Source organism: Limnochorda pilosa, assembly GCF_001544015.1.
GTDB classification, from domain to species: Bacteria; Bacillota; Limnochordia; order Limnochordales; family Limnochordaceae; genus Limnochorda; species Limnochorda pilosa.
On the sequence record NZ_AP014924.1, the window covers coordinates 3,542,715 to 3,561,045 of the forward strand.

Sequence of the window (18,331 nt, forward strand, 5' to 3'; positions counted from 1 at the left end):
GGGAGCTGCACCAGCATTACCGAGACAACAGATAACACGCCACGCGAACTGGGCGACTTTGGTGCAGTAAGCGAATCCAGGCGCTCCACTCACGGACTTAGGCACACGTACTACCGATCACACTTGCGGTCTACAGGCCTTATCGGGAACTAAATAAACCGCGGTTAGGTGGCCAATACGGAGGGTTCACCGTGCGACGACATCAAGTGGAGGCCTGGGCCCTAGATATTATCGATAGCGTGACAAGTCACAAGGTCGTTGAAGATTCTCGTGTGGAGCTGAAAGCGGGATTCATCGACCCGGCAAGAGCTGCGCGTCGGCTAGCAGCGCACGCTAACGCAGCCCGCGCGGAGCCCATCCTTTGGCTAATTGGACTTGATGAACAGCTTGGTGTGTCTAGCATGGATCCTACGGATCTGGCTGCTTGGTGGACTCAAGTTCGAAGCCACTTCGCGGGGGCCGTACCAATCTTGGCCGACTACGTCATTTCGACAGATGACGGCCCCGTATGCGCGTTGTTGTTCGAGACCGGGACTTCTCCATACGTTGTCAAGAACCCTGCGTTTGGCTCCCCTGGTGGAGGCCCAGTCGAACGCGAAGTCCCGTGGAGGGAAGGGACGGAGGTCAGAAGCGCAACGCGCGAAGATCTGATTCGGATTCTGGTTCCGCTTCTCCCGTTGCCTGACGTCGAGCTGCTAAGTGCTACTGTCAGCGTTAGTCAAGAACCCGGCCGAAGTGCCGGATTCGGAGACACACCCAAACCCGTTCAAAGGGAGCCTCACCTGCAATGGTATGTTCACTTGGCTCTCTATGTAACTCCACGTGAAACGAGCACTGTAGTCTTTCCTGTCCATCGGTGGTCATGTCCCCTAGCTGCTGTAAAATGTGAGGACCTGGTCCTCACGCAGCGTGCGTCGTTTTCTCAACGGATTCCTCGCTCTTTCGCCCAGGCCCCGGATCGGGATCCAGGCCGAGCTCTCGGCGAAGAGCTGCGATCTGCTTGCGCTCGAGCTCGGTGATCCGCACCCGCTGCCAGCGCTTCGTGGCCCTCTGCAGCGTTGCGAAGACCAGCTTGAGGGCGCTGTGCTCGGTCCAGAACCGGGGGAGCACCTTCGTGCGTCGTCGCTCCTCCTCGAAGCTCCGCTCGATCAGGTTCGTCGTTCGCACGTACTTCCGGTGCGCCAGGGGGACCTTGAGGTGGTTGAGGCTCGCCTCCAGATCGTCGGTGAAGCTCCGCACCGCCGAAGGATAGTCCCGCTCGAACCGCTCCACGAAGCGGCGGGCCGCTTCCTTGCCGTCGGCAGGCGTGGGAGCCTCCCGTACCGCAGCCAGGTAGGCCTTCACCTCGGCACGCATCTCCTCCGGGACCTTGTCGAGGACGTTGCGAGCTTTGTGCGCCCAGCAGCGCACCCGGAGGCTCTTGGGCCACATGGCTTCCACGGCCTGGATGAGCCCGGGCGCCCCGTCGGTCGTCACTGTGAGTGGCGTGCCGAGCCCCCGGCCCACCATGTCTCGGAGGAACTCGAGCCAGTTCTCGTAGCTCTCCTTGTTGCCCAACGCCAGGTGGAGCAACACCCGCCGGCCCTCCACGGTGATCCCCCAGGCGCAGAGGATGCCTTCCCGGGTGGTCCCCGTTCGCCTGAGCGGCTCGAAGACCGCGTCCAGGAAGAGGTAGACCACATCGAGCTCCGCCAAGCTGCGACTTCGGAAGGTCTCGTACTCCTCCCAGAGCGCCTCGGTGATCCTGCTCACCTCCGTCCGGGTGAGCAGGCGTCCGCCGTCCTCACCGGTGAAGGCCTCCTCGATGTCTCGGGTGGAGAGCCCCCGGGCGTACATCTCGGCCGTCAGCCGCTCCAGCTCGTCGGTTCGCCCTGCCAGCATCCCCAGCAGCTGCGAGACAAAGGGCTCCTGCGTCTCTCTCACCTGCGGCACGGCCACCGGAATCTCACCCTCCGCCGTCGCGAAGCCCTTGGTGCGATACCCGTTCCGGTGCCCCCGGAGCGGCTCCCCGGCAGCTCGGCGCTGGTAGTGCTCTCGCCCGAGAAACCGGCCGACCTCCTCTTCCAGCGCCTCCTGGATCAGCCTCCTCATGCCGAGCCGAGCGATCTCGCCCAGGAGCGAACCGCCGTCCCCTTCGGGCAACCCGTGCTCCAGAAGCTCCTGGATCTGCTGGCCAAGCTGACGAGACGGTGGTATCCTCTTCATAGGGACTTGGGTCTCCTTTCCTGGCTTGCTACCGCTGCTACCAGGATAACCCAGGTCCCTCACTTTTTACAGCACGCTGGAGACGTCACCCCATCGGTCACGAGTAGCCTTGAGGCTTGAGGACAGTGAGTGTAACGACCGGGCGGTCGAGTTCCGATATGTTATGCCGTACCAACACTACGGGCGCGGATCTAGGCCCGATTCTGTTTCGATAGAGACTACCAGTTCGGAAGCTGTCGTTCGTCTTCCGGGTAAGCTTTATGTTCAAGGTACGTTCTATGAGGACATACGCGAACTGCCCGATCAGGAGAAACTAACACTCATATATTCGGTGAAGCCAAGCGGGGCTGAGTACGAAATCCGTAAGAGCATTGTTCTACGCCCCGCAGAAACGCAGGGGAAAGACCGGCGTTGGACGCTCGGTACCGAGGACGATGAGGCGTAGGATTGCAGCGGGGAGTGCAACGTGGCTACGGAGCGGTTTCCACCTAACAACCGTATGCAGCGGACGCCGTGGGTGCCGGGTCCATCTACCTGGAAGCCGCGTGGCGGCGCCGCTGATACGGCAGGACGCTAGACCGAAATCGCCGGGACCCAAGCATAGAGGTTCACGGAAGAGAGGAGGCCAGGAAGATGGCCAAGACCAAACAGGAGATCATCGACGACATCACGGCGCACTTCAAAGGTCAGGCTTACAGAAACTGCTACGTGGGCATAACCGCGGGCGTTGATACCCGTCTTTTCGGTGACCACAACGTTTCGAGAGATAACGGACATTGGATTCACAGGACTGCCTCCTCCCACACTGTTGCGCGGGATGTTGAAAAGCACTTTCTCGATGCTGGAATGGACGGCGGCGGAGGTGGAGGTAGCGATGATTCCCGGATAGTGTACGCCTACAAGAAGACATCGAGCACGCGGCCGTAATCGACTCCCATGAACCTGACTCCATAGCTGTGGTCAGATGATCAGGGCATCTCGTCAACCAAGCGGTGTATTCGGTCTAACAAGCGGCTGCAGCGGATGCCGTAGGAAGCTGGGGTACACCACCTGACGGTCAGGTGGCGGCGCTGCTGAGCCGCAAGGACGCTAGACATTGCCGGAAAGGGTGATTGTCATGAGTGACTTCGTCGATGAACTCGAAGAGATTGTTCAGGATCTGCATCGATACATACAGCGCGCTAGCCGACCTGACGTGAGTGAACCCCTTTCCGCGCTCGAAGAAGCTGCCCACGAGGTTGGAAAGGCATGGAGCGGATCGTGGATTGGATACCAGTCGAGAATCTACTACAAGGATCTTACTCCACCGCCGCCGGGCAATCACTTTAGCAGCGAATGGGGCTTCATCAGTGCAAGAATGGGGACTCGAGGCGACTGGGAAGAGTGGAATCCGGACAAAGTGAAAGAGCGAATCCACAACCGGGCAGGCAACCCCGACCTAGTGCCCATTGAAGCAATTGCCGCTCATGGGAGGGAACTAGCCGAAGACAGCAGGGATAAGATCATCTCGATTCTCGAAGTGCGTAACAGTCATCGCCAAGATCCCTTTTTGAGTCGGCTTCTTGAGGATGCACGAAACGCACACGTAGTAACCACAGGAGAGTTGATTGACCACCTGAAGCCTGGGCAATATATGAGTAGGGATACCCTCGCTATGACGCAAGGACTAGTGACACCTCCTCACATTGAAGTTGTAGTGCGGGTGGCCGCGTTACGGAGCTCGGCTGAGATTTGCAGCAAGCTGCTTAAGATAGCGCAAAGAGCCGTCTCCCATCTGGAACGACTAGCACGCCAGGACGTGCGTGAACAACGTGTCGGCACGAACGTCTTTATCGGTCATGGTCGATCAGCCATTTGGCGAGATCTCAAGGACTTCATCCAGGATCGTCTTCATTTACCGTGGGACGAGTTCAATCGGATACCGGTTGCTGGTATCACCAACATCGCCAGGCTCTCGGAGATGCTGGATGCTGCGGCATTCGCGTTTATCCTGATGACGGCCGAGGACGAGCAGTCAGACGGGACGGTGCGGGCGAGGATGAACGTAATTCATGAAGCGGGTCTCTTTCAAGGTCAGCTTGGGTTTACGAAGGCGATTATCCTGCTAGAAGAGGGTTGCGAGGAGTTTTCCAATATCCACGGGTTGGGACAGATTCGGTTCCCGAGCGGTAATATCAGTGCAACGTTTGAAGAGATCCGTCAAGTGTTAGAGCGCGAGGGTATTCTGGAGTCGTGATATCCAGTAGGCATGCATGTCTACCTAAGATGGACGAGGCCGGCCCTCAGTTCACGGCGAACGTAGGTTTCGTTCCCTCGGTGGGAACGCAGAGCTACAGCGTGAAAGGGGCCGGCAGATGAATCATACCACGAAGTTCGTCGGGTTGGACGTGTCGAAGGAGAGCATCGCTGTGGCAGTGGCGGACGGGACTCAGGCACCGCCCCGTTACCTGGGCGGGATACCGAACACGCCGGAGGCCGTGCGAAAGCTCATCAAGTGGCTGAGCAAGCCGGAGGAGCTCCTGGCGTGCTACGAAGCGGGTCCGACAGGCTATGGGCTGTACCGTCAGCTGAGCCAGCTGGGTGTACCGTGCGTGGTCGTGGCGCCGTCGCTGACGCCTGTTCGTCCTGGAGACCACGTGAAGACGGATCGCCGCGATGCGCTTCGCCTGGCGCAGTTGCTCCGGGCGGGTGAGCTGACACCGGTCTGGGTTCCCGGAAAAGAGGACGAGGCGCTGAGGGATCTGGTGCGAGCAAGAGAGAGTGCGAAGCGGGACCTGCGGCGAGCCCGTCAGGAGATCAGCAGCTTTCTCCTGCGACACGGCATCGAGGCTCCGAAAGGGACCAGGCGCTGGTCGAAGACGTTTCTACGCTGGCTGGATACCGTGAGCTTCGCGCAAAGGGCGACCCAGGTGGCGTTTCAAGAGTACCTGCGGGCGGCGCATGAGGCGGCCGGCCGGGTGGAGCGCCTGGAGGCGGAGATCCACGCGGTGGCCACCGAAAGCGACCGTGCTCCCGTGATCCAGGCATTGCAAGCCCTGAAGGGTGTTCGGGAGATCACGGCGGTGACGGTGGTGGCGGAGGTCGGGGAGTTCTCCTGGTTCGGCAGCCCAGCCCAGCTGATGGCATACAGCGGCACGGTCCCCCGTGAGTCGTCAAGCGGGGCGCGGGTCCATCGAACCGGCATCACCAAGACGGGTAACGCGCACCTGCGCTTCGTCCTGGGAGAAGCGGCGTGGGCTTATCGATACAAGCCGGCCGTGAAGGCTCCCTTGCGGGCCCGCCAGCGGGGACTCGATCCTGAGACCACGGCCATCGCCTTGAAGGCACAGGAACGCTTGCACCGGAAGTACTGGCGACTCATCAGTCGAGGCAAGCCGAGCGGCGTTGCAGCCACAGCGGTGGCTCGAGAACTCCTCGGTTTCATGTGGGCGATCGCCTGCCCTGTTGAGGCTCAGAGGCAGAAAGTGGCTGCCTAAGCCTGAGGGACTCTGAAGCACGACGGTGTAGCGCAGCGGGCTTTGATCTTTGAGATGTGGATCCGGCCACACCAGCGAGCCGAGAGAACCGGGAACCGATGGGAGAATCCTCGACGCTTGTTATGCACACAGCCCTCCGGCTGCACGTGCGACCCTAGTTCGAGGCGGCTCCCGACGGAGGCATGAAAATGCGGTACCCAACCCGCGTCTATCAGAGTGCCAACCGTCGACGTTGCCCCGGCCGGGCTCACCTGTGGCGGATCTCAACTAGGGGCTTGACGGCCTCGTTCATATCAACAAGCGTATTCAGCGGATGTCGACGAGAAACTGAGCGGCGCAGTGGAGGTAGGTACCGGTACCGCTGATGCGCGAAGACGTTAGGCCGCCAAGCTCAAGCAATCTGAATGGGGGCGATAGATATGAGCGACCCAGAGATCCAAGCCGCCATTGACCTCGACCTTCTCTCGGAGAACGACGATCTAGAGGCTGTTGACGAGGGTGACTTGAATGCGTCGTTTAGCGGCAAGGTGGTTCTCGACAAGGCGGACCGCAGCTTGTCAGAGTTGCATCGCTGGTACAACAGTGGTCGCATCATCCTCGATCCTGAATGGCAGCGGAACTACGTCTGGGACCGCGGACGGGCTTCGAAGCTCATCGAGTCGTTCCTCCTAGACATCCCAGTTCCGGTTATCTACTTGGCGAAGAACGAAGAGAACAAGTACGAGGTCATTGACGGGCTCCAGAGACTGACCGCAGTGTTCGAGTTCTTCGCCAACAAGTACAAGCTGCAACGTCTGGACATGCGATCTGATATCATCGGCAAGACTTTTCGGGACCTGCCGGAGCGGGACCAGCGCAAACTTGAAGACGCTATTCTCCGATCATTCGAGTTGTCGAGTGATCAGGGGGACATGCATTTCATCGTCTTCGAGCGCCTCAACACTGGTGGTGTCAAGCTGAACGACATGGAGATCCGCAATTGCCTCTATCGCGGATCCGTTAACTCGCTGATCAAGGAGCTCGCCAACCATTCGGATCTCCGCCGCTGTCTCAACCAAAAGGGGGTGGAGAAGCGGATGCAGGATCGCGCTCTCGTCCTTCGCTTCCTTGCCTTCTATGAACGGACGCATCATAAGTGCCAGCATGGCCTGAAGAGGTTTCTCAACGAATTTCTTGATACGTATAGAAACGCTTCCGACGAGAAGATCGAGGAATACCGGAGTATATTCGATAAGTGCATGAAGGCCTGTGTAACCGTGTTTGGTGATACCGCCTTCCGCTTGAAGAATGAGATGACGAAGACCGGTTCAACTAGTGCAGGTGAATGGGCGAGTCGACCCAATGCCGCCATCTTCCAGGTGGTTGCTACCTCGTTTGCAAACTACGATCTTGGGAGAATCACGCGAGGTGCTGATGCGATCTACGAAGAATACCTTGACTTGATACTCACGGACGACAAGTGGGTGGATCGCGTGCGGCGGGCGACAGGAGAGACGACAAGACTCAAATACGCGTTTGACACGTGGCAACAGCGACTCGAGAGTGTGCTCGCCACGGTAGAGCCGAACGACGGTAGACGAGCATTTACAAGGCAACTCAAGAAGGAACTCTTCGATGCGGACCCGACGTGCAAACTGTGCGGTCAGAGAATCGCCCTTGTGGATGATGCGGTTTTGGACCACGACACGCAATACTGGCGCGGGGGCAAGACGGTCCCGGAGAACGCACAACTCGTTCATCGCCTGTGTAACTTGAAGAAGGGCTGAAACCAGTACGCGGCATGGGCAAGGCGGTGGCCTACCGGACTGACAAGATTGCGGATCGCGCCTTCAGTGCCCGCAGTTTAGCGGTAGGCCGTTAGGCCGCCAGAGCACTTCACTGAATCAATGACCAGGAGAGACGATAGCGTGTGAACAATTTCGGCGAGAAGGTCAGCTTTATCTGGTCGGTCGCGGACCTCCTGCGCGGCCCGTACCGGCCCAACCAGTATAAGGACGTCATGCTCCCCATGACGGTCCTGCGACGTCTGGACTGCGTGCTGGAGCCGACCAAGGACAAAGTTCTCGAAGCAAGCGAGAAGTGGAGTGGGAAGGGCGAAGGGGTGCTGCACGGCAAGCTCACCCGAGCGTCGGGCGCTTCCTTCTTCAACACGAGCCGCTACACCTTCGAGAAGCTCAAGGGTGACCCCGATCACATTGCGGCGAACCTCACGGACTACATCAAGGGCTTCTCCAGCCAAGCCCGGGAGATCATCGAGCACTTCGGCTTCGAGGAACACATCGCCAAGCTCGACAAGGTGGACCGCCTCTTCCTGCTGGTCTCGAAGTTCTGCGAGATCGACCTGCATCCCGACAGCGTCTCGAACATCGAGATGGGCTACATCTTTGAGGAGCTGATCCGGCGGTTCAACGAGGCATCGAACGAGGAGGCCGGTGACCATTTCACACCCCGCGAGGTCATCCGCCTCATGGTCAACCTGCTCTTCCTTCCCGACAGCGAGGTCCTCACCACGAAGGGGATCGTGAAGACGCTCTACGACCCTGCCTCCGGAACCGGCGGAATGCTGTCGGTTGCGGAGGAGTACGTCCGGGAGCTCAATCCCGATGCGCGCCTGGAGGTCTTCGGCCAGGACTACAACTCCCAGGCCTACGCCATCTGTGGGTCCGATATGATGATCAAGGGCCACGACATCCACAACATCCGCTTCGGCGACAGTTTCACCGCTGACCACTTCGCCGCCAAGAAGTTCGACTACATGCTCGCCAATCCGCCCTTCGGCGTGAAGTGGGAGGCACAGGCGGACTACATCAAGCGCGAGCACGAGGAACAGGGCTTCGGCGGCCGCTTCGGCGCGGGGCTCCCACGTATCAACGATGGGTCGCTGCTGTTTCTTCAGCACATGATCAGCAAGATGAAGGACCCCGCCGAGGGTGGCACGCGCCTGGCCATCGTCTTCAACGGATCGCCGCTGTTCACGGGGTCGGCCGGATCGGGAGAGAGCGAGATCCGTCGCTGGATCATCGAGAACGACTGGCTCGAAGGGATCGTCGCGCTGGGCTACGAGTTCTAGCCGGACTTCGGCAGCTAACAGGCGGCTGCAGCGGACCCCGATACTAACCCGCGTGCCTCGATCGGAGACTTGGCTCGGCGCTGTTGAGCCGTACAGTCGTTAGCCGGACTCGGAACTCAGCTCTGGGTCTGCCAGTAGCCCGGGCGACGTTTCAGATGGGCAGCCGCCACGATGACGATCACGTTCGGTTGCAAGCGGAGCGTCCGCGTCATCGATCGAGGATTTCTCTCTCGATCCGGCGCTTGACGTCTCCCCAGGGTTCAAGCTGAGTGGTCCCGGCCTCAAGCGCGGCGACTCGCCGCTGGATCTCCGCCGCCCAGGCAGCCTCGGCGTCCGGATCCGGGGGGGCCGTCCAGGCTTGCCAGGAGTTCAGCGGCGATCTCAGCCTGGGCCTTCGCGTCGAGCCGAAGTGCATCGGCCAGCACTGCGTCAGTGGGCTTCATCATGCCTCCATGATACGCCGCGCATCGCCGCCCAACAAGCGGCTGCAGCGGACACCGATGGAGGAGCCGATCAGCGCGACCGGTGAGCCGACGGGGCAAGCCATAGAGGCTTGGCACCATTGGGTCACCATGGGCCAAAAGTTCTAGCTGGGCTGGAGCGAGAGCCTGACCTAGAGCGTGCAGCAAGACGGGATCCGGTGCCCAGCACTGGACCCCGTCTCGCCACGGAGCTGACCCCGCGTCGGGTCGACCCGCGTTTCGGGCAAGGTCAGGGCCCCTACCGCCCCGTGGAGCCCGCCCGGGCCCCGGCACCGGCCGACCGCCCCTGGAGCACCGCTTCAGGCAACGGATAGAGCCAGGCCACCACCACACCGTAGGCCCAGTGCCGCATCATGCCCACCACGGGCATGGCCAGGCCGGCATTGAGACCCATGATGCCCATGTCCAGCAGGGGCATCATGAAGAGGCCCACGCCGAACACGGTCTGCACGGTCATGAAGAGCAGCGCCCTCGCCCACCTGGACCCCCAGAGGGACGGGGCGATGCCCGCGAAGATCGCCGCGATGAGGACGCCGTTGATGTAGTGGGCCAGGACACCCATGCCGAGACCTCCACCAAGCTTCATGCCGAGGAGCTGGGGAATGTCCCACCAGCCCCGCCCCAGGATCAGCCCGACCAAGTCGAAGGCCACGGTGCCGGCGAGCCCGGCGAGCCCCGCCCGCACGAAGTCGATTCGCACCGCCGCCACCTCCTATCTCGTGAGATTGGGACCTTACGCCGTCCACGGTACCGCTCGGGCGGTGCACCGTTCTGTAAGCCCGCCTACGTACCACGAGAATGGTGGCGTAGGGTGGCACGGCGCCGAGGCCGGGTCTCGGGATCCGTAAGCCATGAAGGTGCCTGTCGCGAAGCAGCGAGGGCGGGTCGGTCGCGCGACCGGGCCCGCCCCCCTCTGGATGCGCCGTGACGCGGCGCACCGGATGGACGTCGTCAACCTCAACCTTGTACCAGGAGTTCCTCCGCGCGCTGGCGGTTGGCGCCGAAGCCCCGCAGCACCTCGCCGTCGATGACCAGCGTCGCCGTCACCCGGCTGCCGAGATCGTCCACCAGGCGCCTGCGCGCCTTTTCGTCCGCGCGGATGTCGTACTCGGTGAACGCGACGCCACGAGCCTTCAGGAACTGCTCGGCGGCAAAGCAGTCGCCGCATCCCGGCTGCATGTAGAGCTCCACACGACGTGCGGCCATGGTCTCCACCTCCGTTCGTGACCGGCTGCCTCCATGGTAGGCGCGTGCGGGGTTGAGAACCGTAAGCGAGCCTACGTTGCGTCTTCCGAAAGCGAAGGAGGCGCAGGCTGCACCCTCAGGCCCGCGCCGCCCGCAGCCCGTTGGCCACCGCCAGGAGCTCGCTCACCTCATGAGCCACGACGGCCGCCGCGATGCCCAGCGCGCCCAGCACGGCCGAGGGTACCAGGACCACCAGGATGAGGATGGAGAAGGCCAGGTTCTGAAGCGAGATGCGCCGGGCGCGACGGGCCACCTCCAGGGCGGTGACCACGCCCCGCGGGTCGTCGCCCATCAGCGCCACGTCCGCCGCCTCCACGGCCGCGTCGGACCCGGCCAGCCCCATGGCGATCCCGACCGTCGCCGCGGCCACGGCCGGTGCGTCGTTGACGCCGTCCCCCGCCATGGCCACCGGGCCCAAGCGGGCTTCCAGATCCCGCAGAGCGGCCACCTTCTCTTCGGGGCGGAGGCCTGCGTGCACCTCATCGACGCCAAGTGCCCGCCCGAGGGCCAGCGCGGTGGCGGCCTGATCGCCGGTGAGCATGACCACCCGCAGGCCCAGGGCGTGCAGGCGATCCACCGCCTCCCGGGCCTCGGACCGCGGTTCGTCCCGGAAGGCGACGGCCCCAATCACGTCGGAATCCTGTGTCACCAGGACCACGGTCTTCCCCTCCGCCTGCAACTCGTGAACGGCGGCCGAGAGACGCGGTGGTCCCTGCAACCCCTCGGATTCCAGAAGAGCGGCGCTTCCCACCCGGACCACGGCACCGTCCAGCCGCGCCCGGGCGCCGGCACCCACCAGGGCTTCGAAGGCCTGGGCAGCCGGGATGGGGACGCCTTCCGCCTCGGCCCGCTCCACCACGGCCCGGGCCAGGGGGTGTTCGCTCCACCGCTCCACCGCCGCGGCCAGGCCCAGGAGCTCCGTCGCCGTCACCCCGTCCGCAGGCACCAGGTCCGTCACCTGGGGCCGGCCGCGGGTGAGGGTCCCCGTCTTGTCGAAGGCGACCACCCGAACCCGGGTGAGCTGCTCCAGGTGGATGCCTCCCTTGACGAGGACCCCCCGGCGCCCCGCCCGGGTGATGGCAGCGGCGGTGGCCACGGGCGTCGACATGACCAGCGCGCAGGGAGCTGCGGCCACCAGCAGCACCACGGCCCGGTAGGCCCAGGTGGCGAAGGGTGCACCGAAGAGGGGCGGCACGATAAGGAGGAGGATGGCGGTCGCCAGAACCCCGGGGCTGTAGCGCCGCCCGAAGCGGTCGATCCAGCGCTGGGCTCGGGACTTGACCTCCTGGGCCTCCTCCACCAGGTGGATCATGCGGGAGAGGGTGTTGTCCGCGAATCCCACGGTGACACGGGCGGTGAGGGCCCCCGTGGTGTTGACGGTGCCGGCGAAGAGCCTGTCGCCGGGCCCCTTGTCGACCGGCACCGACTCGCCCGTCACCGCGGCCTCCACCAGGCTCGACCGGCCGTCCACGACGACGGCGTCGGTGGGCACCCGCTCGCCGGGGCGGACGACGATCTCGTCGCCAGGCACCAGGGCGGCGGCCGGCACCTCTTCCTCCCGGCCGTCCTGCAGGCGGGACGCGGTGGGCGGGGCGAGGTCCAGCAGGGAGCGGATGGCGTGCCGGGTTCGGGCGTAGGTGAACTCCTCCAGCGCTTCGGCCGCCGCGTAGATGACGACCAGGAGCGCCCCTTCCAGCCACTGGCCCAGGAGAATGGCCCCCAGGGTGGCCGCGGCCATCAGGGCATCGATGCCCGCCTCGCGCTCCTCCCGGAGCTCCTCCCACCCCTCGCGGGCCCAGAAGCGGGCGCCGACCAGTACGGCAACCAGGTAGGCCACCGACGCCAGCCACGCCGGGGCGCCCGATCGCTCCAGCCCCCAGGCCACCGCCACGATCAGGGCTGCGACGGCCGCGTTCCTCATGGGCGGGAACTGGTGCCAGGCGCCCTCGAAGCCCGCCTCCTCAGCGTGCATCCTGGACCACCTCCTGCAGCAGCTGCGCGAGGCGGGTGTCCACGAGACGGTAGTAGGCCATGCGCCCCTCCTTGCGGTAGGCCACGGCGCCCGCCCGCCGGAGCAGGCGGAGCTGGTGGCTCACCGCGCTCACCGAGAGCCCGGTCACCGCTGCCACGTCGCAGACGCAGAGCTCCTCCCGGGCCAGGGCATGGAGGATACGCACCCGGCTGGGATCGGCCAGGAGGGCGAAGAGGTCGGCCACCCGCTGTGCTTCGTTCGGGTCGGGGAGGTCGCTGAGGGCCCGGGCGATCGCTTCAGGATGGAAGCCCTCGACCTCGCACAGGTCGTGGGCCGGTTTGGGCGGCGTCTCGGTGGACGGTGGGGCCTGCTTGGCGTGGGCGAGCCGAGCATCCTCTGACGTATCGGTAAAGGTTCGACTCGTTCCAGCTCTGGCCACGGGGACCACCTCCCTGTGCACTATAGCTCATTTGAGCAAGCAATCAACTATAGGCTCTGGCATTCGCTGTTCGCCGCGGCGAGCCGACGCCCACCGACGGATCGCCAGGGACGGTTCGCGGCCCTGCGGTACGTGCCCCAGAGCATCGATCCACTCCAGGCCCGTGAGCTACCCGCGAACGCGCAGGAAACGACAGCCGTTCGCGAGAACCCTCGAGGTACTACCGCCGGCGCAATCCACAGGGCGTTCCCGTTGCACAGGAGGGGCCATGAGCGACCTCAAAGATTCCGTCCGCCAGCAGTTCGGCACGCACGCGGAGGCCTACGTCCGCAGCCAGGATCATGCACGGGGCGAGAGCCTGGAGCGCCTCGTGGAGCTGACGCGGCCCCAGCCGGATTGGACCGTTCTCGACGTCGCCACCGGCGGGGGTCACACCGCGCTCGCCTTCGCCCCGCGGGTGGCCCGGGTGGTCGCGTCGGACCTCACCCCCGCCATGCTCGACGCCGCCGAGCGCCACGCCGCCGGGCGCGGGGCGGCCAACGTGGAGTTCGTCGTCGCCGACGCCGAGGGCCTCCCCTTCCCCGACGCCGCCTTCGACCTCCTCACCTGCCGGGTGGCACCCCATCACTTCCCCGACGTCCGCCGCTTCGTGCGGGAAGCCGCCCGAGTGGTCCGGCCGGGGGGACTGGTGGCCGTGGTCGACAACGTGGTGCCCGCCGACCCCGAGGTGGCCGCGTACGTCAACGCCTTCGAGAAGGTCCACGACCCCTCGCACCACTGGGCGTACAGCCTGGAGGAGTGGATCTCCTTCTTCGAGGACGCAGGACTGGTCGTAGGGGAGACGGAGACCTTCCGGAAGCGCCGGGACCTGGAGGAGTGGGCCGGGCGCTCGGGGTGCACGCCCGAGACCCTCGCCGAGCTGAAGCGTCTCCTGCTGGAAGCGCCCCCCGCCGCCCGCGCGTGCTTGGAGCCCGACGACCGGCAGGGGCGCCTCGGCTTCCACCTCACCGAGGGGCTGCTCATCGGGCGCAAGCCGCACGCGGCGTCTTCTGGTCGTGCTACCTCATCGTGACGGCCGGCCGGCACCAGGAGGTCCGGCCGGCTGCCTGAAGGCCTCGCGGGCTTCCGCGGCCCGGGTCGGAAGAGTCTCCCGCATGGCGCCCCAGGCGACAAGGCCCGAGGCGAGGGTCAGCAGCCCCGCCACGTGGACCGCCCACGCCAACCCGAGCGCCCCCGCCACCAGCCCCGAGGTGAGGGCGCCCACCGCGTACCCCAAGTCCCTCCAGAACCGGTAGACGCCCAGCGAGGTGGTGCGCCAGGAAGGGTGGGCCGAATCCCCTACGGCCGCCAGCAGCGACGGGTAGACCATGGCGGTGCCGATCCCCAGGAGCACGGATCCCATGAGGCCGGCTGTGAATGGGCGTGCCAGGCCGAGCCCGATCACCGCGTGGCCGGCGGCCTGCGTGATCATCCCCGCCACGATCAGCGGCTTGCGCCCGTACCGATCGGAGAGGGGGCCGGTGACCACCTGGCCGATCCCCCACGTGAGCGGGTACACGGCCTTGATGAGGCCGATCCCCTCCAGGCCCACGCCGTGGGCGGCGAAGAGGAGCGGGAAGACCCCCCAGGACATGCCGTCGTTGAGGTTGTTGACCAACCCCGCCTGCGAGACGGCGAAGAGGGTGCGGTTCCTCCAGGTGGTCTGCGCCACGACCCACCCCGTGCTCGGCCGGGCGACCTGCTCGGCCCCGGGATGGAGCGAGGCCTCCAGGGCGGCGTGCGCGCCTGTGTCCCGCACCGCGAAGAGCGAGAGGGTGAAGCCGAGCACCGCGTACGCGACGCCGATGAGGAAGGGATCCGGCCGTAGCCCCCGCGCAGCGGCGACGTAACCGGTGAGGAGGGCGGTGAGCCCCACGGCCCCGTAACCGGCGAATTCGTTGAGACCCACCGCCAGCCCCCGGCGGGCCGAGCCCACCAGGTCGATCTTCATGGCCACCGTCATGGACCACGCGAGCCCCTGGCTCAGGCCCAGCAGCACGTTCGCCCCCACGATCCACCCCCAGGTGGGTCCCCAGGCGAGCAGGAAGGGCACGGGCAGCCCCAGCGCCCATCCGGCGACCAGCACGGCCTTCCGGGTGAACCGGTCCGCCAGCACCCCCGACGCCAGGTTGGTGAAGGCCTTCACCACACCGAACGCCATGATGAAGGCAAAGACGACCACTTCTGAGGCGAGGCGGAACTCCTCGGCGCCGACCAGGGGGACCACCGTGCGTTCCAGTCCTACCATACCGCCCACGAAGGCGTTCACCAGCACCAGGAGGGCAAACGAGCCTAAGTTCTCGCGCAGGCCCAGGCGGACGGTGGCCGGGTCAGGCCGACTCTCCACGCCCAGCTTCCTCACCCCTTCCCCGCAGTTCCCGAGGCGAGCTGGCGGCCTCAGCGCCCTCCTACCCGACCGCGCAGCGGTTGGCGCCCGCCTCGAGCTCGGTGGCGTCGCCTTCGAAGGAGCGGTCCGCCGCGTTCCACTCGACGATTGTCCGATAGTTGGGCGGAGTTTCGGGGATTCGCTGGAGGATGGCCGCTACGAAGGCATCCTCCGGTTGGCCCAGGAGGGGGCTGCGGGCGCGCACCTCGGCCAGAGACACCGCCAGGGGGCGGCCGTCGAATGCGACCGGCTCCCCCGTGTGACCCGGAAGGACCAGGGTCTCCGGCGGCAGCTCGAGGAACCGCTCGAGGGACCGGTACAGCATGCGGGCGTGCGTCTCGATCCGTGCTGGATCCGGCTCTTCCAGATCAGGCCTTCCCACGCTGGACAGGAAGAGCGTGTCGCCGGTAAAGAGCGTACGCCCGTCCAGGAGGACGCAAGTGCCGCCGCGGCCGCAGACGGTGACCACGGGCCTGTCTGTAGGAAGGTCCACCGTGTCGAGAACCTTCCCGTCGCCCGCGTTCAGGGCGTCGTACGCATCGACGTGCACGCTCCCCGGTATCGTCCATTCCCGGTCCGCGGAGCGCCGGATGTCCAGCACCGTCACGGGCTCGCCCCGTTCGAGCATCGCCCTGAGATCCTCCGCGCGTATCCCTTCCCCGTGCGCCACGGCCTCCCACCCCTTCGAGCGTGTTGCAGTCATCCTGGCTATCGACCCGGCGCGCCGTTCGGCCCTTCCCATGGATCCGGGCCGACGCGGGCAGCCCCGGCAGCGGCCGTGAGCCAGTCCGGATAGCCCTCCCGCAGGCGCCGCGCCTTTCGGCCGTGAGCCCTGAGGATTTCCACGGCCTCGTCGGCAAAGAGGCAGTAGGGCCCCCGGCAGTAGGCGACGACCTCCTGCCAACCACCACGGAGGATGTGACCAGCCGGCCGTCAGTACGCCCGCGCGAACCAGACCGTGTGCCGTGCCTCCCGCCCGCAGACGAGGCAGCGTTCCATCCGCTCGGGCGGGTCGAAGGGGATGTTGCGGGCGGTGGCCTTGGTCTCTTCCTTCACGCGCCGCTCGCAGGCGTCGTCGCCGCACCAGCCCGCCAGCACGAAGCCGCCCTTCTCTTCCAGGACCCTGCCCAGGTCCGCGAGGGTGGCCGCGCGGTGGCTGTGGGCCTCCCGGAAGGCCAGCGCCTTCTGGAACATGCTGGCCTGGATCTCGTCGAGGAGCGTCTGGACCCGCTCGACCAGCCCATCCTGGGGCAGCGCCTGCTTTTCGCCCGTGTCGCGGCGGACGGCCACCACCACGCCCTGGGCCAGGTCGCGGGGTCCCAGCTCGAGGCGGAGCGGCACGCCCCGCATCTCGTACTCGCTGAACTTCCACCCGGGCGAGAACTCGTCCCGGTCGTCCATCCGGGCCCGGAGTCCGGCTGCCCGCAGAGCCTGGAGCAATTCCCGCGACCGCCCGACGACCTCCTCGCGGACCTTCGCCGGTCCGATGGGGATCAGGATGACCTGGGTGGGCGCCACCCGTGGCGGCAGCGCAAGACCCCGGTCGTCGCCATGCACCATGATGATGCACCCGATCAGCCGGGTGGAAGCTCCCCACGACGTGGTGTGGACGTACTTCAACTGGTTGTCCCGGTCCAGGAACTGGATGCCGAAGCCTTCGGCGAACTTGGTGCCCAGGTAGTGGGAGGTGCCGGCCTGCACCGCCTTGCCGTCTTTCATCATGGCTTCGATGGAGTAGGTGTCCACCGCCCCCGCGAAGCGCTCCGAAGGGGTCTTCTGGCCCTTGACGACCGGAATGGCCAGGTCGGCCTCCACGAAATCGCGGTAGATCTCGAGCATCCGCATGGTTTCCTCCCGCGCCTCCTCCTCAGTGGCGTGGGCGGTGTGGCCCTCTTGCCAGAGGAACTCGGTGGTGCGCAGGAAGGGGAGCGTCCGCTTCTCCCAGCGGAAGACGTTGGCCCACTGGTTGATGAGGACCGGCAGGTCGCGGTACGACTGGATCCACTTGGCGTACATGTGGCCGATGATGGTCTCGGAGGTGGGCCGGAGCGCCAGGCGCTCCTCCAGCTTCTCACTCCCGACCTCGGTCACCAGGGGAAGCTCCGGGGCGAAGCCCTCCACGTGTTCCTTTTCGCGCTGGAAGAAGCTCTCGGGGATGAGCGTGGGGAAGTAGGCGTTCCGGTGCCCCGTCTCCTTGAAGCGCCGGTCGAGGCCGGCCTGGCACGCCTCCCAGAGCTCGTAACCGTCGGGCTTGAAGACGATGCAGCCGCGCACCGGCGAGTAGTCCATCAGGTCGGCCTTGCGGATGACGCTCACATACCAGGCCGAGAAGTCCTCCGACTGGGGCACGATCTCCTTGACCAGCGCCTGCCCTTCCGCCACGCCCCTGCGCCTCCTCCGGGCCCCGCACCGGGCGGGCCTCGTCCACGGCCGCACACCGGCTGGCACAACGGTCGAATGCATGTGCCACCAGGGTAGCAAAGGCACCAGGGGCTGTCAACGGAGGGACAGCGGCCTGAAGGGGCACAACGATCATTCCTTGCAGCCATCGAAGAAGGCCGCCAGGAGTCCACCCTGCGCTCACTCAAGGTACCGCCACCTCGAGGTCAACCACCTCCCCCTCAGGAGGTTCCTTGGGTTCAGGATGCAGGCTCTCTTTCCGAGCCGCCTCGACGTACCTACGACTGCTTCGCGGGTTCGCTCCAACGCCTCTTCGCGCGTGGCCCCATATGTGGAAAGCCAGTTGAGGGGAGGCACGTACGTGACCCGCGCGTCATCGCGCCTCTTTCAGCCAGCCTTCGATCTCGTCGCGGGGCACAACGCCGTATCGGGCATCCACCAGGCGCCCGCCCGGCGCCAAGACCGCGACGAAGGGGTGGCCCCGGAGGTCGAAGTCCCTGGCGACCTGGTAGCTGTCGAGAGGTCGCCCGGGATCGACGTCGACGTAGGTGTAGCGAAGGGTGTCGCCATACGTCTCGCGCACGGCGGCCATCACGGGCCGCATCTGAAGACAGGCC

At 65.1% G+C, this 18,331-nt stretch carries 15 protein-coding genes and 2 pseudogenes; 6 read left to right on the forward strand and 11 right to left on the reverse strand.

Going from position 1 to position 18,331, the window contains the following annotated elements; translation table 11 throughout:
* Positions 1-900: 900 nt before the first annotated feature.
* Positions 901-2,205: an IS256 family transposase gene (locus LIP_RS15955; RefSeq protein ID WP_068140628.1), complete on the reverse strand. Its 1,305-nt coding sequence runs from the start codon at positions 2,203-2,205 to the stop codon at positions 901-903.
* Positions 2,206-2,838: 633 nt separating this feature from the next.
* Between LIP_RS15955 and LIP_RS18685 the strand changes: the two genes are divergently transcribed.
* The 5 genes and pseudogenes from LIP_RS18685 to LIP_RS15975 form a co-directional block, all read left to right on the forward strand.
* Positions 2,839-3,132, forward strand: a complete 294-nt coding sequence (locus LIP_RS18685) for a hypothetical protein (RefSeq protein ID WP_144440545.1) — start codon at positions 2,839-2,841, stop codon at positions 3,130-3,132.
* Between the two features lie 190 nt (positions 3,133-3,322).
* A complete protein-coding gene (locus tag LIP_RS15960; protein WP_068140631.1) occupies positions 3,323-4,441 on the forward strand; it encodes a TIR domain-containing protein in 1,119 nt (372 codons plus the stop codon).
* Between the two features lie 118 nt (positions 4,442-4,559).
* On the forward strand, positions 4,560-5,681 hold the full coding sequence (locus LIP_RS15965; RefSeq protein ID WP_068140634.1) for an IS110 family RNA-guided transposase: 1,122 nt from the start codon (positions 4,560-4,562) through the stop codon (positions 5,679-5,681).
* 419 nt (positions 5,682-6,100) lie between these two features.
* Complete coding sequence (locus LIP_RS15970) at positions 6,101-7,447, forward strand: GmrSD restriction endonuclease domain-containing protein (RefSeq protein ID WP_068140637.1); 1,347 nt, start codon at positions 6,101-6,103, stop codon at positions 7,445-7,447.
* Positions 7,448-7,590: 143 nt separating this feature from the next.
* A pseudogene (locus LIP_RS15975) lies at positions 7,591-8,736 on the forward strand (type I restriction-modification system subunit M); the annotation flags it as partial.
* Positions 8,737-8,959: 223 nt separating this feature from the next.
* Here LIP_RS15975 and LIP_RS20670 read toward each other — a convergent pair.
* The 5 genes from LIP_RS20670 to LIP_RS15995 form a co-directional block, all read right to left on the reverse strand.
* Positions 8,960-9,166: an addiction module protein gene (locus LIP_RS20670; protein WP_082726455.1), complete on the reverse strand. Its 207-nt coding sequence runs from the start codon at positions 9,164-9,166 to the stop codon at positions 8,960-8,962.
* 305 nt (positions 9,167-9,471) lie between these two features.
* The gene (locus LIP_RS15980) at positions 9,472-9,933 is read right to left on the reverse strand and encodes a hypothetical protein (RefSeq protein ID WP_068140644.1); all 462 of its coding nucleotides are present in this window, start codon (positions 9,931-9,933) and stop codon (positions 9,472-9,474) included.
* A 257-nt stretch (positions 9,934-10,190) separates the two neighbouring features.
* Positions 10,191-10,439, reverse strand: a complete 249-nt coding sequence (locus tag LIP_RS15985) for a glutaredoxin domain-containing protein (protein WP_068142218.1) — start codon at positions 10,437-10,439, stop codon at positions 10,191-10,193.
* Between the two features lie 115 nt (positions 10,440-10,554).
* A complete protein-coding gene (locus LIP_RS15990; protein WP_068140646.1) occupies positions 10,555-12,450 on the reverse strand; it encodes a heavy metal translocating P-type ATPase in 1,896 nt (631 codons plus the stop codon).
* Positions 12,440-12,889, reverse strand: a complete 450-nt coding sequence (locus LIP_RS15995) for an ArsR/SmtB family transcription factor (RefSeq protein WP_198409585.1) — start codon at positions 12,887-12,889, stop codon at positions 12,440-12,442. The genes LIP_RS15990 and LIP_RS15995 overlap by 11 nt, the downstream gene beginning before the upstream one ends.
* Before the next feature lie 268 nt (positions 12,890-13,157).
* Between LIP_RS15995 and LIP_RS16000 the strand changes: the two genes are divergently transcribed.
* Positions 13,158-13,961, forward strand: a complete 804-nt coding sequence (locus tag LIP_RS16000) for a class I SAM-dependent methyltransferase (RefSeq protein ID WP_068140648.1) — start codon at positions 13,158-13,160, stop codon at positions 13,959-13,961.
* On the opposite strand, the gene LIP_RS16005 is transcribed toward LIP_RS16000, so the two are convergent.
* The 5 genes and pseudogenes from LIP_RS16005 to LIP_RS16020 all read right to left on the reverse strand — a co-directional run bounded on the left by LIP_RS16005 (position 13,953) and on the right by LIP_RS16020 (position 18,318).
* A complete protein-coding gene (locus LIP_RS16005) occupies positions 13,953-15,275 on the reverse strand; it encodes an MFS transporter (protein ID WP_198409586.1) in 1,323 nt (440 codons plus the stop codon). The two genes, LIP_RS16000 and LIP_RS16005, sit on opposite strands and share 9 nt — an antisense overlap.
* Positions 15,276-15,336: 61 nt before the next feature.
* Positions 15,337-15,984, reverse strand: a complete 648-nt coding sequence (locus LIP_RS16010) for a rhodanese-like domain-containing protein (protein ID WP_198409587.1) — start codon at positions 15,982-15,984, stop codon at positions 15,337-15,339.
* 38 nt (positions 15,985-16,022) lie between these two features.
* Positions 16,023-16,211 (reverse strand): annotated as a pseudogene (locus LIP_RS20675) (hypothetical protein); the annotation flags it as partial.
* A gap of 36 nt (positions 16,212-16,247) precedes the next feature.
* On the reverse strand, positions 16,248-17,696 hold the full coding sequence (gene proS, locus LIP_RS16015; protein WP_068140653.1) for a proline--tRNA ligase: 1,449 nt from the start codon (positions 17,694-17,696) through the stop codon (positions 16,248-16,250).
* Between the two features lie 391 nt (positions 17,697-18,087).
* The gene (locus LIP_RS16020; RefSeq protein ID WP_068140656.1) at positions 18,088-18,318 is read right to left on the reverse strand and encodes a YbbN family protein; all 231 of its coding nucleotides are present in this window, start codon (positions 18,316-18,318) and stop codon (positions 18,088-18,090) included.
* Positions 18,319-18,331 lie beyond the last annotated feature (13 nt).

What these genes read in the sequence shown, in the direction of transcription:
- LIP_RS15955 (WP_068140628.1), bottom strand. Translation starts at nt 2,205, where the DNA reads ATGAAGAGGATACCACCGTCTCGTCAGCTTGGCCAGCAGATCCAGGAG.
- LIP_RS18685 (WP_144440545.1), top strand. Translation starts at nt 2,839, where the DNA reads ATGGCCAAGACCAAACAGGAGATCATCGACGACATCACGGCGCACTTC.
- LIP_RS15960 (WP_068140631.1), top strand. Translation starts at nt 3,323, where the DNA reads ATGAGTGACTTCGTCGATGAACTCGAAGAGATTGTTCAGGATCTGCAT.
- LIP_RS15965 (WP_068140634.1), top strand. Translation starts at nt 4,560, where the DNA reads ATGAATCATACCACGAAGTTCGTCGGGTTGGACGTGTCGAAGGAGAGC.
- LIP_RS15970 (WP_068140637.1), top strand. Translation starts at nt 6,101, where the DNA reads ATGAGCGACCCAGAGATCCAAGCCGCCATTGACCTCGACCTTCTCTCG.
- LIP_RS20670 (WP_082726455.1), bottom strand. Translation starts at nt 9,166, where the DNA reads ATGCACTTCGGCTCGACGCGAAGGCCCAGGCTGAGATCGCCGCTGAAC.
- LIP_RS15985 (WP_068142218.1), bottom strand. Translation starts at nt 10,439, where the DNA reads ATGGCCGCACGTCGTGTGGAGCTCTACATGCAGCCGGGATGCGGCGAC.
- LIP_RS15990 (WP_068140646.1), bottom strand. Translation starts at nt 12,450, where the DNA reads ATGCACGCTGAGGAGGCGGGCTTCGAGGGCGCCTGGCACCAGTTCCCG.
- LIP_RS16000 (WP_068140648.1), top strand. Translation starts at nt 13,158, where the DNA reads ATGAGCGACCTCAAAGATTCCGTCCGCCAGCAGTTCGGCACGCACGCG.
- LIP_RS16020 (WP_068140656.1), bottom strand. Translation starts at nt 18,318, where the DNA reads ATGCGGCCCGTGATGGCCGCCGTGCGCGAGACGTATGGCGACACCCTT.